We start from the raw sequence: 15,355 nt of genomic DNA, 5'->3' as shown, positions 1-15,355 counted from the left end.
AACTACGCTAACGCATATTAATTATTGAGTAACTCTTCAATTTTTCTTTCAAAATCATCACATTCTTGTATCAATCGAATTATTACTCGACCGAAATAATTAACATCTATCAAACTCATCTCTGCGTTATGAATAATTGAAAACGTTTGTTTGCCTCCGAGTTTTTGCAAAGCCCAAAAACCCAGTTTATATTCAGCATTTTTTCCAAGAAGAAACGTAGATAGATTATGGGGAACATCATCTATCTCGTCAAATTTTAAACCACTAGGACAAGAAAATTCAAGAGTAGAATCATACTTGACAATCAATAAAGTTTGAGTAGTTCCCGACTCCATATCAAACTTAATTACAGCTATTTCATTATCAATCCTAGAAATATTCCAGCCAATATCTCGGCAGTACCCCTCGATCGTCGAGCGGAATTTAAAGGAAGAAAATAAATCTTTATCAATAGCCATAGTTTCATCTCCTGAATCAATCGGTTTACTTGTAGCTAATCTCGTCCATTCTCGTCCCGTACAAACCTGACACTCTGAAGGCTTCATCAGTGAAACAACTTCATTCCCACAACCTTTACACTGATAGGTTTTTTTCATAAAAAAGTGATTTGTTTATAATTTCGACTTCAGATTGATAATTAGCTTATTTCTACCATCTTTAGGTGGAGCGCCATTATTATAAAAATATTTAATTTTTTGATGAACTTGATTAATATCAGGTCTTTCTTCATAATTTAAAGCTAACATCTCTGCTATTAATTTACGCACTTCTGTATCGAGCGGATCTTCAATGAGAGTACCGCGCAATTTAGTTGTATTTTTAATCGATGGTAATTCCAGTTTTTTTCGATCCAGAATAGCTTCGTGAGCATAAGTATACTTTTCTGATAACATCGGACGAGTACCTGTCCAATATTGAGTGAAAATTAAACCCAGGGAAAAAATATCGGATTTTTTAGTGGGTGCGGGTGTCTTTCCTGCTGTGGCAATATGTTTGGCAAATTCTGGGGAATAATATACCGGATCGCCGACTAAAAATTCCGCTGCGATCGATTCTCCTTCAAGAATGCTGCTATCAAAATCAATAATTTTAGCAACTTGCCTCCCTTCCCATTTTTGAATCAGGACATTATCTGGTTTTAAGTCAAGATGGACAATCCCATTTGAGTGTAAAATTTTCAGTGCGCCTGCTGCTGTTAGCATGACAAATAAACGCTCTTTGGGCTTTAGTGTATGTATTTCCTTTGATAAGGAACTGGTATCGACTTTTTGGCAGACTTTGAAAAAATGTTCGCCATAATCATCACCGTACTTAAAAAAGTCTACCATCACTACTACTGATCCCCCTGCACCACAAGCAGATAGTGCTGTTTGAATAGCTAGCTGTTTTCTAGCAAATTCTTCACACTGATCGCGCCGCTTTTGTTTTCCTTTTTCGCTTCCTGGTGCATCTTTGCCTGGATAAACTGGACTGAGGAATTTTTTGACAAAATATTCGTTGCTATTGTACATAGCAAAACCCCATTGACATTGACCACCGTTAGCACTATCAAAATCACGGGTTACTACATATTTTTCCGCAATAACATCACCTTTTTTGTAAGACATATGTTATTAATATCTCCTGCCGTTCAACTTAGTCATAATTTTATTATACATTTGTTGCGCTTCTTGGTGCATTTTATGATCCAGTTGCAAAGAATTTTCCAAGACTCTTTGAAGACTATTCAAGGCTGCATTTAATTCTCCTTCTATTTCTTGTAGCTGTGCCATAAAGTAGTAAATTACAGTATTTTTACCATAAGGTAAGAGTTTATTATTATGAACTAGACGGTGACAAAATTGTATAGCTGAATTAGCAGAGTCGCATTTATTGCCTGTGGAGTTCCTCAGAGACATCACAAAAAAGTTCAAGTGCTCCTGCCAGTTGTCTAATTTGTCTGAACCCTCACTCTTAAAAAAATTTTGATAACAATCAACTGACTTATTTGGGCTATTTAAATAATAGTAAATACAACCTAAAATTTGGTATAATTCCACAATTTTTTCGACAGCTATAAGTTTTTCCACCGCCGACTTGTTTAAAACAAGTTCCTCAAAGTTGGAAGCCGCTTTTTTGAATAACTCTCCTCTGTTATAATTGCTTTCGGTCAAAGCTAATTTAGTGTAAATCCATCCTAAAAGATATTTAGCTTTACTGTGATGAACCTCAATATTCAAAACTTGAATGCACAAATTTTCAGCTTCTTTTAAGCGATTATTTTCATAATAAGAGTAAGCCTGGTTCAATAAACTTTGAATTTCTTCAGCCTTTGCTGCTGCTTTTTCTCTAGATGTTTGGCTAATTTCTTTAAATGGATTTGTACTAGAACTAGAAGTGACTGAAGCGACTGAACTGGAGGAATAATCTTCTGATACGGGTAGTTTAGGAGTAGCTATTGGCTGAAGATATTGAATAAATTGAAAATAATATTCATAATCAATTCTATACTTTTCCCACAGAGTTTGTACATCCTCATAGCGAGCATTAGCCGTAGGAGCCATAAAGTTTTCTTGGAGATACTGCCAACGTTCTTGATAAGAACTCTTTAAGTGCTTTATCCCATGAAATCCTACTGGATAGAGAATTAAAGAAACATCATCTTGCTTAATCTCTGTGTATCTTTGTTTAATTAATTCTTGCCAAGTATTTTTATCCATTGTATCCCCTTCTGACTTATAGAGCCTCTCTAGCAACAACTTTTCAAATTCCCAAGGAGCCGAAAAATACTGAAAACAGCCATCAGTACAAGCTAAAAAACAGCCAGGTTCTTTAATATCATAATGCTGAAAATGAATTTGCCATGTCGGATTTATATCGGCGGTTAAATATTGAGACATGGGTGGATCTTGTCTCAGCATTTCTAAGGCATCTTTGGGAGTTACTAAGTCATCTTTGGTCAGTTGTTGTAAACCTTTAGTTGGACTGAGAAAATAAATTCGTGAATCTCCCATCCAAGCCAAGTTAGCTTCAAAAATTCTTTCTTGTCCTTTTTGCTTGGGAATGCTAGCCAGGGCGATCGTTGTACAAAGTTTATGTTCCACTAAAGAACCTTTTAGCCGAGAGGAAGTTCTCGGCTGCATCTCGATATCTGCTTTAATTTTCAGCGATCGGCAAATTTGCTGTTGCAATTGAATGACATTTTCTGGCTTTATTTCACCGTGCCATTGTTTGAAGAATGTTTTGCTGATTTGACATGATTCTTCTGAGGCAATACGTCCCCCTGTTTTACCACCGTAACCAGCCGATCGACCTCCTAATCCGTCAAACACGCCCATCAAGAAAGTTTGTCCAAAATCTTCAGCTAGGTTGGCATCTTCGCCTTTGTCTTCAGCAACTTCTATATTTACTACTAAATTAAATTTAGTCATAGCCATAATTGATGGTTTTTTTGAAGATTGTAGGTCATTTAAAAAGTTAACTTAATACATATTTTTGTAATTAAGTTAACTTAGATAGCTCATTAACAAACCTGCTTATATGCTCCCCGATATCGCTTCTAAAATTTGATCTATTTCTAGTTCTTCTAATCCATTACCTGCTTCCGAAACATAATGAATCGTATTTTCCCAGCTACTCATCATTGTCCAGGGTTCAGCATCAGGTGCAAACAGTAATAAACGCTTGGCTGATGTTGGTATATCGTGCCAGTAATCCGTCAAATCATCAAAGCTTTTTGGTATATCATTAGGATAGTGACTGGGTTTAGGGCTTTTGTCTAAACTATGAGCGCTAGCATCGGTGTAAACAACGACCACATATCGCTGCTTGCTAAAGTCTCCTTTTTCCCAGTTTGACTTAAGTGCTAACCCAACCGCTTCTAAGCCATTTTCCGGTTCATCCCCACCACCGTCAGCTTTAATTGGAGAGACAAAATTAGCAAAATCGGAGGACTGCGATCGCAAGTCAAAAAATTCTGAACATTGCATCACTTTATCGGCGGGATCGGCCCAATAATCCCGAAATACAATTACCCTAGCTCTGAGTTGATCTATTTTTTTACTCTTTTCTTTCATCTTAGCTTCTAGCTGCTCGTAAAACTTGAGAGCGGCTGACTTCACTTCTTCAATTAAATGACCCATTGAACCAGTGCCATCAATACACATCACCAAGTCCACTGCATACTTAACACTTTGACCATCACTCATAAACTTTTACCTCTCTTGTAATTAACTTGTAATTAACTTATGTTGAACTTTGTCTGAGCAAGATGAATTTTTTTGAAATTTCTAATTCGCTCACTCTATACCTAAATCTTCAATTTTGAAATTGCGTTGGACGTTTCCCGCTGGTAGGATCTTGAAAATTTCGGATTTTTCAATTCTTTTCAATTTTTCATAACTTTCAATCACTTCATAAGAAAAGAAAAAGTCATCTGGGTGGCTCGATATCACAGTTCCAATGCGCTGCTTATCTTTACCACTAAAATGTTTTTGCAGTCTTGTCTTAATACAACTTCCGGGTGTCCCTTTGGCCCTTCCTACATAAGCAGTATCAATTTCTCCATCAAAATCATGGTATATTGCGTAAATGCCAGAGAGACCGGATGGAATCGATCTCAGATTAGCATCAGTCATTTTTTGGGGCATTGACATATTGAAGTGCTTTGCTCAAAACAAGATTGTAAATTTCAGTATACATAATTATTTAAGCGAACAAAAGCTTAAAATGTCTTATTTTATATTGTATATTTTCCAATAATTAAATCAAAATTCACAAAATTTAATACAATGTCTTACAATATACTAGGATTACCCAAATTTACTGTGGATACATTTTATGGATGTTACAGAGGTTTTACAATGTGCCGATAGGTTGGTATTCACCAAAACGGGAAAACACTTGGATGATGTTCAAAAGGCTGTAATTACAGGGGTTTACCAGGGAAAAACGTATGATGAAATTGCTGATGATTGTAAGCGTAGTGAAAGTCGTGTTAGAAATATTGGGCGTCAGCTATGGCAAATTTTATCTAAACAGTTAGGCGAAGATGTTAATAAATACAATTTTCGTTCGACCATAGAAAGGATATATATTAAATCATCACAAGTGATCGGTGTGGGAAATCATCATGAGTTTAATTTTTGTTCCCAAACGCTATACCAGTCTCATAAAGATAATCAACCAAATCAACCTAAGAGTAAACCAACATCAAATTATCACGATTTAAGCCTAGCCCCAAAAATTACCAACTTTTACGATCGCACAACCGAACTTCAAACCCTCTCCCGCTGGTTAATCGACCAAAATGTTCATCTAGTCTCAGTTTTAGGATTAAGTGGAATTGGCAAAACTACCCTAGTCAAACAGTTTGTTGACCTAAATTTACAACATTTTGATGTAGTAATCTGGAAAAACCTCAAACTATCTCAATCTTTAGAGGGCATTATTAATGAAATTATCACAGGTGTCGATCGCGATTCTATTCAAACTAATAATAAGTTAACTCAGTTTTTCAATCTTTTGCGTCAACAAAGATGTTTAATCGTCCTTGATGATTTCCAAGAATTATTTATTAAGGGAGAATTGGCAGGAGAGTTCAAAACGGAATCTAAAAATTACCAAGATTTATTGACAACGATCGCAAATATAGAACATCAAAGTAGCTTCATCTTGATTAGTCAGGAACAATGTCAAGAAATGGTTAGCCCGGATGAGGAGTTATATCCTATCAAGTGCTTAGAGTTACAAGGATTAGACAATACAGAAATCGTAAAAAGATGGGGATTAAAAGATGATGAAGCCTGGACAGAGTTGAGTGATTTATACGGAGGTAATCCCGTTTATTTAAAAGATATTGCAAATTTAATTAAAAATATATTTGGGGGGAAAGTTGCTGATTTTTTAAAAGAAGATAGTTTAGTTGTCACTAAGGATATAAAATCTCGGTTGACTGAATTATTCAAACGGCTATCATCCACAGAACGAGAGATTATTTTACAATTAAGCAAATTTGATGTACCTGTGTCAAGGGAAGATTTAAGACAAAGTTTATCTCTGTCATCAATGGACTTGATGAATGGGTTGGAATCATTGCGTCAACGTTATTTACTCAACAGAATAGAAGGAGAGAAAGTATTGTTTGATTTATCTCTTGTTGTTCGAGAATATGTTATAATTTGTTGTCAAAATTAATTGCCATCGCCTAGCCATGTTGACTATTTTTTAATTTTTGTTGCAATAGCGATGGGGTTTGAGCTTTCAATTGGCGAGCAAATTCTGCATCTGCTTCGATTGCAGAGCGAATTTCATCTCGACGATCGTGATAATAGGCTAAAGCTGCATAGATGTCAGATAAAGAAATACTTGGATAGTGATACAGAATTTCGTCTGGTGACATTCCCATTTGTTCGTGCCAAACAACTATATCCTGAACTCGGATGCGATGTCCGGCGATACGGGGTTTTCCCCCACAGATTCCTGGGGTGATTTCGATATGTTCTTTAATAACGGCGATCGACATGGTAGGGAATTAATATAGGATGTCTCTTATATTTTAGGACAGGTTAGACGAGTTGGGCTGTAAAAGCCATTTTAGGCGATCGCTTTTCTGAGTGGCAAAGATGACTACTCCCAATGTTGAAACCGCCAACCAGACAGCATATTAATGCGGACTTAACTAATCATCCCCTCAATTTCTGGATCGGTAAACCCAAATTGTCTAAAAATCCGCAACACATAAGCTGGTGACATTTCCCCAGCACCCATATCAATCGGAACAATCCTTTTTCGGTTTTCAATTTCACGCATATACAAACGATGAGATCCTTTCCCCTCTCGGTAAAACTGACATCCGTTTTATTCTAAAATCTTAATTAATGCTTTAGGTTTTAAAGATGGAAGGTTTTTAGGCATAAACTTTTCTTAGTTCATAAGTGTCTGAGGCTTCGGCATCTTCTAAAGTTAGAAACTCGTGTAACTCATTAATAGAAAGAGGGCTGAGATAAACATCAGACTCTGATTCATATACTTCGGAAAATGACTCAATAGCTTGTTTAAGTTTATCAATAGATTGTTCGGGAGTATGGCCTTGTCCCACCAATCCATTTTCTAAACACAGAGAGACCCAACGCTCAGCACTTTTTATGAGAATAACAGTGTAGAAATAAATCATATTATGTTGGGTAAATTAAACATGGCTCTTATACATATCGCCGGCTGTATACTATAAAGTAAGGACAAGCGTCATGTCCGATTGCGGTAACACCCGGACATGACGACTACTCCAAATGTTGAAATAGCCAACAAGGGAGCATATTAATTATGTCACAACCTCGGTATGATGACGAAAAAAACGAGACGCGCCATGCAGCCACAAGCGAAGAGGCTTGCATTAATATGGAAGAAAAATACGGTTGGCCGCTGAAAAATATAGAAGAGACTGGCAATTCTATTTTGAGCGTAGATTGCATTTTTGAGGGAAATTGCGAGTTTCCGCCCTCGCCAATGGACTTGAGTCAAGGTGATTACCTGAAGGAGAGAAAACAAGATGCGTAAATACATTATTTTCCGAGCCGACAAAGGTGAACTGGAAAAATACCGATCGCTCACCGAAACAAAAGTAGGAGAAAGCTTTTACCGAGTAGCTAATGCTGGATCGGTTAAGTCATTGATTTGGACAATAGCCGAGCATTATGACTCTAGCGGCAAGCCATCCCCAGCACCGGGCTATCGTTTAACTGAAAGCGTTATTGTCGAAAGTGCGATCGCCCCAATGTTTCCCAGTGCATCAACTCATTTCAGAGACAGCGGCTGGGAAGTTGTGAAAGTTCACGAATACACTCCTGAAATTCCAGCTCCCTATGGTGCAGAATTTGACTCAATTTGTATTTGCTATTGCGCCTACAAACCAATAGAAAATGCTCCACTCCAGCAATACGAGCGATCGCCCGTCACCCTTGATTCATTCGCAGGCGATCGAACAGCTTACGATCGCTGGCTAGAGTCCCAAAAACAACCTACTGAAGTTTAATTAAATATCATGAACAGGCTTTGTGGCCTGTTCCACAAAGAATAAATTTTCTTGTGGGGAGTAGGGGTTGGTCTTCTAGCCCGCCCAAAATCAATTAAAATACATTTATAAATCCCAAGAAAAACAAAACTATGACTTTACCAGTTGGGTGCGCTGCCCCTCAGTTTACCGCCAAAGACACCAACGGCAACACCGTCTCCCTGTCCCAATTCGCAGGTAAAACCGTAATCTTGTATTTCTACCCCAAAGATGACACCCCCGGCTGCACCAGACAAGCCCAAAGCTTCAAAGCAGCCCATGAAGAATACAAGGGCAAAGATATAGTAGTTCTCGGTGTCAGCCGCGACAACGAAGAATCGCACCAAAAGTTCACAGAGAAATACGGTTTGCCTTTCCAGCTATTAGCAGATGTTGATGGCACGATTACCAAAGCTTATGATGTCGAGAAAGGCGATTATGCCAAGCGCGTTACTTTCGTCATCGACGGTACTGGCAAAATCATTCAAGTTTATGAAGGGGAAACCATGAAAGTTGACACTCACGCTCAAGATATTCTCGTCACCATAGTTTAGTCGAATTTTAGCCGATCGCACTAACACTCCTGCACGCACCAAACGGCTAAAAACCCGGTTTCTTCCTAGATGCCTCGTTGCTATAAGCAATATTCTCCTAGGAACCGGGTTTTTTTCGTAAGTCCTGACAATCAAGCATCCAGGATACAAGCCCCCGGATTCATCCGTGGGGTCAATGCTTCAATTCTAAAATCTAAAATCTAAAATCTAAAATCTAAAATCGATTGACTCAGCCACTGAGGGGTCAAGGGTACAGGGGTAAGCAAACTACTCGAACTAAATTCCTTCCCTTAAGACTTGCACCACAAATCCCCTTAACCAGGCATATATTGGTTAAGGTGCTTATTGTACGTCTAAAGTTAGATTTGTGGGGCAACTCCCGCCAATAATTAAAAACTTATACTGTAAAAGGCATTAACCGCCCGTAGGCTGAATCTAGGGGCCATTTTGTCCTGGTTCGAGTCATTGTGTTTGATAAAATCAGAAGTTATCCTTGCTTTAGCTGAATAATTAAGTAGATAGGGGGATATATAATGACAAGCAGCAAAATTATTTTGAGTTACTTAGGCCCGCGAGAAATTGAGGTCAATAGGGCCGCTGTCTTACTTGGCACTTTTGACACAAATCTAGTGGCAGCGATTTCAGCAACAGAAGGCTCAAATGCCCTGAATGTCGGGAGAAATCTCTCTAGAGGCATTTGGAACATCAGTTTAGATAAAGGATTCCCTAGCGCAGGAACTCGGACACTGCAGGTGAGGGCAAGTGATAAGACCGGCCAAGTTATCGGTCAACAAACAATTAACATCAAAGTTAATCCTGCTTCTGGGTCGCCCGCTCAATTTTTGACGTTAATTACTCTCAGAGATACCGCATTCAAAGTCGGAACACTGCCGGCAAGCAATCTTAACAACCTGCAAAAAGCGGAAATACCAGCAGGTAAAATTTATCAAATTAGGGACTACGAGTTAGAAGATGGGCATCTGAATGTTCAACTAAATAATCCAATTACTCCGGTGGGAACCTCTGGCTTTTTCTACGAAAAACACGTACTTATAACCAAAGGCGCAAAAATTCTCATATTCGATCGCGCCGAGTTGCCGACCCCGCCGCGTGGAATGCAGTTACTGTGGATTATCAAAAAGACATGGTTAAAGTTAACCCCCGCAGATTCTGCCACTTTAGGATCGACTCAGAAATTACAATTTAACGCAGGAGAAACTTTCAATATTCTTGGCTACGCTTGCGTGGAAAACCATTTTCGAGTCGCTTTTGAGCGGGCAGTTCCTAACTTAGGAACTTCGGGATTTCTGTACTGGCAGCACGTCCAAATTTTGCGAGACGGGAGGGGAATTGAGTATGATAGAAATGCCGTTACGATGACAATCATCAAAACGACTGTGTTTAAAAAGCGCCCGGTAAATGCCGCTAGCCTGCCACCTCAAGAAAAAATTACCTTGCCGGCGGGAATGATTTACGGAATTGCCGGATTCTCGATCGAACAAAGCCACATTAAAGTCTCGCTGACCGAGAATTTGCCGCAATTTGGCAATACGGGTTTCATTTATCCCGATTTTGTGCAATTCAGCCGCGGTGGCAAATCTTTCAATCCCGCTGTGAATTTAACTTATCAAGGGCCGTCAGAAGTTTTGGTAAATCAGCCGATCGTCCTTCGGGGTACTTTTGACCGAGAAAAAACAGCAAAAATTGAGGTGATAGCTGAGGATACATTTCCCCTAACCGTCACGCTAAACCAAGAGGCCAGCACTTGGCAAGTTAATTTGTCTAAAGGATTTAGCGTAGCCGGAGCTCGGTGGCTCAGGTTGCGGGCAACTGACAGCAAAGGCAACGTTACTGGCAGCCAAATAATTTACATTGCCGTAACTTCCGATCCGCTAACTGTCGGACGAGGTTTGACCTTAAAGATACTTTCTGACACTTTGTTTAAGGTAGCTCCCCTTGATTCTTCCCGGCTCAACAATCAGCAAAAAGTTTTTGTCAAAGCAGGCCAGACTTTGGCCGTTAGCAAATACGGATTTATTGACGGGCATCTCAAGGTGATTGTGGATTCAGCAATTTCACCGATCGGCACTTTTGGCTATTTTTATGAACCCGATGTTCAGTTGGCCAAAGGTTCTCAAATCCTAAGATTTGACCTGGCTGACGTACCGAATAGCAACGTCAGCGCTCAACTTTTGGTAACTCAAACAACTCAGATTAAAGCTAAACCCGAAGATTCATCGAAACTGCCTGCCGATCAAATTGCTGACCTACTTTTAGGCACTACCTATGCCATTACTGGTTATGCCTGCATTTTGGGGCATTTTCGAGTAACTCTCGCCGAATCAATTCCCGGCTTCGGCAATATCGGATTTATTTATTGGCAGGACGTTAAAATTAAAAAAGACGGCAAAGAGGTTCCCTTTGACCCCGATGCTTTGACGATGACAATCCTGCAAGCAACTGTCTTTAAAAAACGGCCGGTAGATTCTGCTAACCTGAGCAGTACCGAGAAAACTACGCTGCCTTTAGGTCGAGTTTACGGCGTGAACAGCTACGGTGCGGAAGGATCTCACCTGAAAGTTTCCCTGAGTGAAGAACTGCCGAATTTGGGCAATACAGGTTATGTTTTTCCTAGTTTTGTTCAGTTCAAGCGGGGAGATAAAATTTTCGATCCGGTTCCGAACAATGTGGAATTGAACGTGCCGTATTTTTCGCAGCGGGACAATCCGCGTTTTGACTGGTCTACTTGCAACGTAACTTCGATCGCGATGGTATTTTATTACTACGGCGTTCGTTCTCAGTGGGGCGGACAGTTGGAGGATGAGTTGTTGCAGTGGTGTTTCGACTATGCCGGCCAGGGTTCTCAAACCGATCACAGCGTGCTTTCGGCGCTGATTCAGGCCTACGGGTTTAAGACGAGTTTTAGTACAACTCGCACGTGGGCCCAGGTGCGATCGGAATTGCTGAATCGACGGCCAGTAGTTTTAGCGGGAGATTTTACTGCGGCCGGTCACATTCTTACTGTAATTGGCTACAATTCTCAGGGTTATATCGTGCAAGATCCTTGGGGAGATGCACTCACTGGTTACAGCGATACTGAGGGGAGAAAGTTGATGTATCCCTACAGTTACGTCAATCAAGTTGCTGGGCCAGATGGGAATGTTTGGGCGCATTTTATCTCGCGCTAAGCTTTTTAGGTGCGATCGAGATTGCGACAGTCGATCCGGCTAGGGTTGGCAGTGCATTTGTGTCAATTTACAGCAGATTGCAGGTTTATAGGTACTATCAATATCCCCGTAGGGACACGGCAATGCCGTGTCCCTACCTCTATTAGATATATCGTTTGTATCGCAGTCTCGATCGCCCGCAAGATTACTTAATAATTTTAACTATTTTCATTGCGTTACGCCTTGTCCCATCTGCACAAAAACCTAATTATGGGAGAGGTCTAATCAAAAGTCAATGAGAAGTCGATGAGAACTCACTCAAGTTCTCAAATAGCCACCTGATTTAATAAAAATACGGTAGAAAGTGCGATCGACCCGATTTGCATATCCCCCCATTCTTTGTAGGGGCAATCCCCCCGCGGTTGCCCTCGTGGGCGGGGGGGAGGCACTCTTGGCACTCCCAAGGTCGATCGAGAGACTATTTATCAATACATCTTTATCAAATCTTTACAGAGTTTTATGCAATCAAGCCTTATGGTTGATACAACAAATTTTCAGTCTTTTTTAAACCAGAAATAGGTGGTGGGATGCCAAATTTTAATTGTCAAGTTTCAAGAAGTGCGATCGCCTTTATCGATTCTCAAGTTGAAGATTATCAAAGTTTGATTGCCGGAGTAACACCGGGTACGGAAGTAGTGGTTTTGGATGGGGACAGGGATGCGATCGACCAAATTACCGAAGTTTTGGGCGATCGCAGCAATATAGATAGCATTCACATCATTTCTCACGGAGCTCCCGGCAGCTTGCAACTGGGCAAAACCAGATTGTGTTCTGACAATCTGGAAACTTATTCCAAGCAATTTCAGCAGTGGCGAAGCGCTTTAAATCGGGGTGCGGACATTCTGATTTACGGTTGCAATGTCGCATTGACATCCTTCACCTTCATCCAGCGCATCGCCCAACTCACAAATACCAACGTTGCCGCCTCCAAAAACCTCACCGGCAGTGCAGCAAAAGGCGGCGACTGGGAACTAGAAGTGACAACCGGGAAAATAGCAGCCTCTTTAGCATTTCGGCCTGAAGTTCTAGCAGCATACAGCCACGTCCTCTCCACCTTAAGTGAAGCTAGGAACTATAATGTCGGCAAGATTCCTATTGACATGGATACGGGCGACTTGAACGGCGACGGTTTCCTAGACTTAGCCGTGGTCAACCAGGACTCCAACAATATTTCCATATTGTTGGGGACGGGTACTACGGGCAGCTTTGTTACTGCTACCACCTTGTTTGACCCAAAGGATATTGTCAAGTCCATTGTAGTGCGCGACTTTAATGTAGACGGTAAACTCGATTTAGCTGTAGGGAATATACCTGCTGCTGCTAACCCCGGTTACGTTTCCATCCGGCTGGGCACAGGTACTGGCAGTTTTGGTGATCCTACCAAATTCGCTTTAAATATTCATCATAGCTCGATCGCAGCCGGCGACTTCAACGGAGATGGCAAGTTAGATTTAGCCACAGCCCCGAGGTTTGGCAGCAACGATTCAACAATTTCAATACTTTTCGGATCTGGTACTGGTAGCTTTGGTCCTCCCGTTCCACTTAATACAAACAAACCAAAGTTTACTGTTGCCACAGCCGACTTTAACGGCGACGGCAAACTCGATTTAGTCACGTCGAACAATGAAGTGACTGACAACATCTCCGTTTTCTTAGGAGATGGTAATGGCAACTTTAACTCCCCCGTTAACCTTAGCGCGGGTAATCTTGTTGGGAGACAGAATCACTTTGTCGTCACAGGGGACTTTAATGGCGATGGCAAACTCGATCTCGCCGCAAGTAACGACATTTCTGAGAATGTCTCAGTCTTCTTGGGAGATGGTACGGGTAATTTTAGTAATGCTACCAACTTTGCTGTCGCAAGTCGTGTCTTTTCTCTGGTTGCAGGCGACTTGAACGGCGACGGCAAACTCGATTTAGCCATGCCTACCGGCGGGAACAAGGTTTCAGTCTTGTTAGGAGATGGTACGGGTAATTTTGCTAATCTCAGCAACTTTACTAACCTGGAGACTTTGGGGGGAAATCGTATAGCTGCGGCAGATTTTAATGCTGACACCAAGTTGGATTTAGCTACTACGAACGGCACTTCTAACAATGTCTCGGTTCTGCTGAATACATCGAATACAGTTAATTTCGGTGCGGCCACTTACAAGGGCGTGGAAGGAACAACAGACACAGTAGTTGATATTCCCGTCATCATCACCGGTGGCACTCCCTTAAACGATGTAGTTGTGCCAATTCTCCTCGACCCCACTAGCACAGCCACCCAAAATTCAGACTACACCTTTTCCCCTACTTCGATTACCTTCCCTGCTGGTTCAACAGGTGCTGCACTCACCAAAAATATTGCAGTTACTATCAAACCTGACAATCTCCCTGAAAACCCGGAAACCGCAATTTTCAACTTGGGTACAATTACTGGTGGGATTGCGGGCTCCACAAAAAAAACAACTCTAACTATTTCAGACCAGGTTTCTGTTGCTTATGCCATTGCCACCGATACTGCCAGCATTGACGAAGGTAATAGCGGCAAAAAACCTCTAACTTTCACTGTGACTCGCAGCAACGTCACTAACGGGGCAAGTAGCGTCAAATATGCGATCGCAGGAACAGCTACCAACGGCAGCGATTATAACAATATCGGCGGCACTTCTGGGGCAAAAACTGCTACTGGCACGATTAATTTTGTGACAGGTGAAACATCAAAAACCATCACTCTGGATGTGTTAGGCGACACTACGGTTGAACCCGATGAAACTATTACCGTCACCCTGTCAAATCCCACAAGCGTCCCAGGGGTAACACCAATAATTACGGCTGATACCGCTACCACAACTATTATTAACCACACTGCACCGACACCGCCACCAGCACCACCGGCACCACCGGCACCACCAACACCGCCACCAGCACCACCAACACCGCCAACACCAGAACCACCAACACCGACACCAACGCCGACATCGAATACAGTTAATTTCGGTGCGGCCACTTACAGCAGCGTGGAAGGAACAACCGACACAGTAGTTAATATTCCCGTCAAGATCAGCGGTGGCACTCCCTCAAACGATATAGTTGTCCCAATTCTCCTCGACCCCACTAGCACAGCCACCCAAAATTTAGACTACACCTTTTCCCCTACCTCGATTACATTCCCCGCAGGTTCAACAGGTGACGCACTCACCAAGAATATTGAATTTACAATCAAGCCTGACAGTATCTCTGAAAACCCCGAAACCGCAATTTTAAACTTTGGCACAATTACTGGTGGCATTGCCGGCCCCACAAAAACAACAACGCTAACTATTGCCGATCGAGGTGCTGTTGCTTATGCCATTGCCACCAATACTGCCAGCATTGACGAAGGCAATAGCGGCAAAAAACCTCTAACTTTCACTGTGACTCGCAGCGAGGACATTAGCGGGGCAAGTAGCGTCAAATATGCAATAGCAGGAACAGCTACCAACGGCAGGGTAATCGCATCTTAATTTCGATGTCATTGTCAAGAAGATTGGCTTGACATTTGACAGAGGGATTCAACGAAA

Annotated in this window: 13 protein-coding genes; 6 read left to right on the top strand and 7 right to left on the bottom strand. The window is 41.4% G+C overall.

The genetic code is table 11. The features are described from left to right. Positions 1-17: 17 nt before the first annotated feature. The 5 genes from QT992_RS20415 to QT992_RS20395 form a co-directional block, all read right to left on the bottom strand. Entirely contained in the window at positions 18-596 is a 579-nt protein-coding gene (locus QT992_RS20415; protein WP_333319714.1) for a hypothetical protein, read from the bottom strand. A 15-nt stretch (positions 597-611) separates the two neighbouring features. Further along, a complete protein-coding gene (locus QT992_RS20410) occupies positions 612-1,607 on the bottom strand; it encodes a protein kinase domain-containing protein (RefSeq protein ID WP_333319712.1) in 996 nt (331 codons plus the stop codon). Between the two features lie 6 nt (positions 1,608-1,613). Continuing rightward, positions 1,614-3,410: a protein phosphatase 2C domain-containing protein gene (locus tag QT992_RS20405; RefSeq protein ID WP_333319711.1), complete on the bottom strand. Its 1,797-nt coding sequence runs from the start codon at positions 3,408-3,410 to the stop codon at positions 1,614-1,616. A 105-nt stretch (positions 3,411-3,515) separates the two neighbouring features. Next, positions 3,516-4,187 (bottom strand): VWA domain-containing protein, encoded by a 672-nt coding sequence (locus QT992_RS20400; RefSeq protein ID WP_333319709.1) that lies wholly within the window; start codon positions 4,185-4,187, stop codon positions 3,516-3,518. A gap of 90 nt (positions 4,188-4,277) precedes the next feature. Then, complete coding sequence (locus tag QT992_RS20395; protein WP_333319707.1) at positions 4,278-4,616, bottom strand: hypothetical protein; 339 nt, start codon at positions 4,614-4,616, stop codon at positions 4,278-4,280. A 202-nt stretch (positions 4,617-4,818) separates the two neighbouring features. Between QT992_RS20395 and QT992_RS20390 the strand changes: the two genes are divergently transcribed. Further along, positions 4,819-6,174, top strand: coding sequence for an NB-ARC domain-containing protein (locus QT992_RS20390; protein WP_333319706.1), 1,356 nt, complete (start codon positions 4,819-4,821; stop codon positions 6,172-6,174). 10 nt (positions 6,175-6,184) lie between these two features. Here the strand turns inward: QT992_RS20390 and QT992_RS20385 are convergent, their stop codons facing one another. Both QT992_RS20385 and QT992_RS20380 read right to left on the bottom strand, forming a co-directional pair. Then, complete coding sequence (locus QT992_RS20385; protein ID WP_333319704.1) at positions 6,185-6,502, bottom strand: DUF433 domain-containing protein; 318 nt, start codon at positions 6,500-6,502, stop codon at positions 6,185-6,187. Positions 6,503-6,886: 384 nt separating this feature from the next. Then, the gene (locus tag QT992_RS20380; RefSeq protein WP_333319702.1) at positions 6,887-7,153 is read right to left on the bottom strand and encodes a hypothetical protein; all 267 of its coding nucleotides are present in this window, start codon (positions 7,151-7,153) and stop codon (positions 6,887-6,889) included. A 149-nt stretch (positions 7,154-7,302) separates the two neighbouring features. Between QT992_RS20380 and QT992_RS20375 the strand changes: the two genes are divergently transcribed. The 5 genes from QT992_RS20375 to QT992_RS20355 all read left to right on the top strand — a co-directional run bounded on the left by QT992_RS20375 (position 7,303) and on the right by QT992_RS20355 (position 15,298). Continuing rightward, positions 7,303-7,536 (top strand): hypothetical protein, encoded by a 234-nt coding sequence (locus QT992_RS20375; RefSeq protein ID WP_333289398.1) that lies wholly within the window; start codon positions 7,303-7,305, stop codon positions 7,534-7,536. After that, positions 7,529-8,011: a hypothetical protein gene (locus tag QT992_RS20370; protein WP_333319700.1), complete on the top strand. Its 483-nt coding sequence runs from the start codon at positions 7,529-7,531 to the stop codon at positions 8,009-8,011. Before QT992_RS20375 ends, QT992_RS20370 begins: the two co-directional genes overlap by 8 nt. A gap of 131 nt (positions 8,012-8,142) precedes the next feature. Then, on the top strand, positions 8,143-8,583 hold the full coding sequence (locus QT992_RS20365; protein ID WP_172192900.1) for a peroxiredoxin: 441 nt from the start codon (positions 8,143-8,145) through the stop codon (positions 8,581-8,583). 533 nt (positions 8,584-9,116) lie between these two features. Further along, on the top strand, positions 9,117-11,771 hold the full coding sequence (locus tag QT992_RS20360; RefSeq protein ID WP_333319698.1) for a C39 family peptidase: 2,655 nt from the start codon (positions 9,117-9,119) through the stop codon (positions 11,769-11,771). 566 nt (positions 11,772-12,337) lie between these two features. Beyond that, positions 12,338-15,298: a DUF4347 domain-containing protein gene (locus QT992_RS20355; protein ID WP_333339810.1), complete on the top strand. Its 2,961-nt coding sequence runs from the start codon at positions 12,338-12,340 to the stop codon at positions 15,296-15,298. Positions 15,299-15,355 lie beyond the last annotated feature (57 nt).

Origin of the sequence: Microcoleus sp. T3_D1 (genome assembly GCF_036700405.1) — a bacterium.
Lineage (GTDB): Bacteria > Cyanobacteriota > Cyanobacteriia > Cyanobacteriales > Microcoleaceae > Microcoleus.
Note: the sequence above shows the minus strand (reverse complement) of the source record. Positions and strands in the feature narration are given on the sequence as shown.

What these genes read in the sequence shown, in the direction of transcription:
- QT992_RS20415 (WP_333319714.1), bottom strand. Translation starts at nt 596, where the DNA reads ATGAAAAAAACCTATCAGTGTAAAGGTTGTGGGAATGAAGTTGTTTCA.
- QT992_RS20410 (WP_333319712.1), bottom strand. Translation starts at nt 1,607, where the DNA reads ATGTCTTACAAAAAAGGTGATGTTATTGCGGAAAAATATGTAGTAACC.
- QT992_RS20405 (WP_333319711.1), bottom strand. Translation starts at nt 3,410, where the DNA reads ATGACTAAATTTAATTTAGTAGTAAATATAGAAGTTGCTGAAGACAAA.
- QT992_RS20400 (WP_333319709.1), bottom strand. Translation starts at nt 4,187, where the DNA reads ATGAGTGATGGTCAAAGTGTTAAGTATGCAGTGGACTTGGTGATGTGT.
- QT992_RS20395 (WP_333319707.1), bottom strand. Translation starts at nt 4,616, where the DNA reads ATGACTGATGCTAATCTGAGATCGATTCCATCCGGTCTCTCTGGCATT.
- QT992_RS20390 (WP_333319706.1), top strand. Translation starts at nt 4,819, where the DNA reads ATGGATGTTACAGAGGTTTTACAATGTGCCGATAGGTTGGTATTCACC.
- QT992_RS20385 (WP_333319704.1), bottom strand. Translation starts at nt 6,502, where the DNA reads ATGTCGATCGCCGTTATTAAAGAACATATCGAAATCACCCCAGGAATC.
- QT992_RS20380 (WP_333319702.1), bottom strand. Translation starts at nt 7,153, where the DNA reads ATGATTTATTTCTACACTGTTATTCTCATAAAAAGTGCTGAGCGTTGG.
- QT992_RS20375 (WP_333289398.1), top strand. Translation starts at nt 7,303, where the DNA reads ATGTCACAACCTCGGTATGATGACGAAAAAAACGAGACGCGCCATGCA.
- QT992_RS20370 (WP_333319700.1), top strand. Translation starts at nt 7,529, where the DNA reads ATGCGTAAATACATTATTTTCCGAGCCGACAAAGGTGAACTGGAAAAA.
- QT992_RS20365 (WP_172192900.1), top strand. Translation starts at nt 8,143, where the DNA reads ATGACTTTACCAGTTGGGTGCGCTGCCCCTCAGTTTACCGCCAAAGAC.
- QT992_RS20360 (WP_333319698.1), top strand. Translation starts at nt 9,117, where the DNA reads ATGACAAGCAGCAAAATTATTTTGAGTTACTTAGGCCCGCGAGAAATT.
- QT992_RS20355 (WP_333339810.1), top strand. Translation starts at nt 12,338, where the DNA reads ATGCCAAATTTTAATTGTCAAGTTTCAAGAAGTGCGATCGCCTTTATC.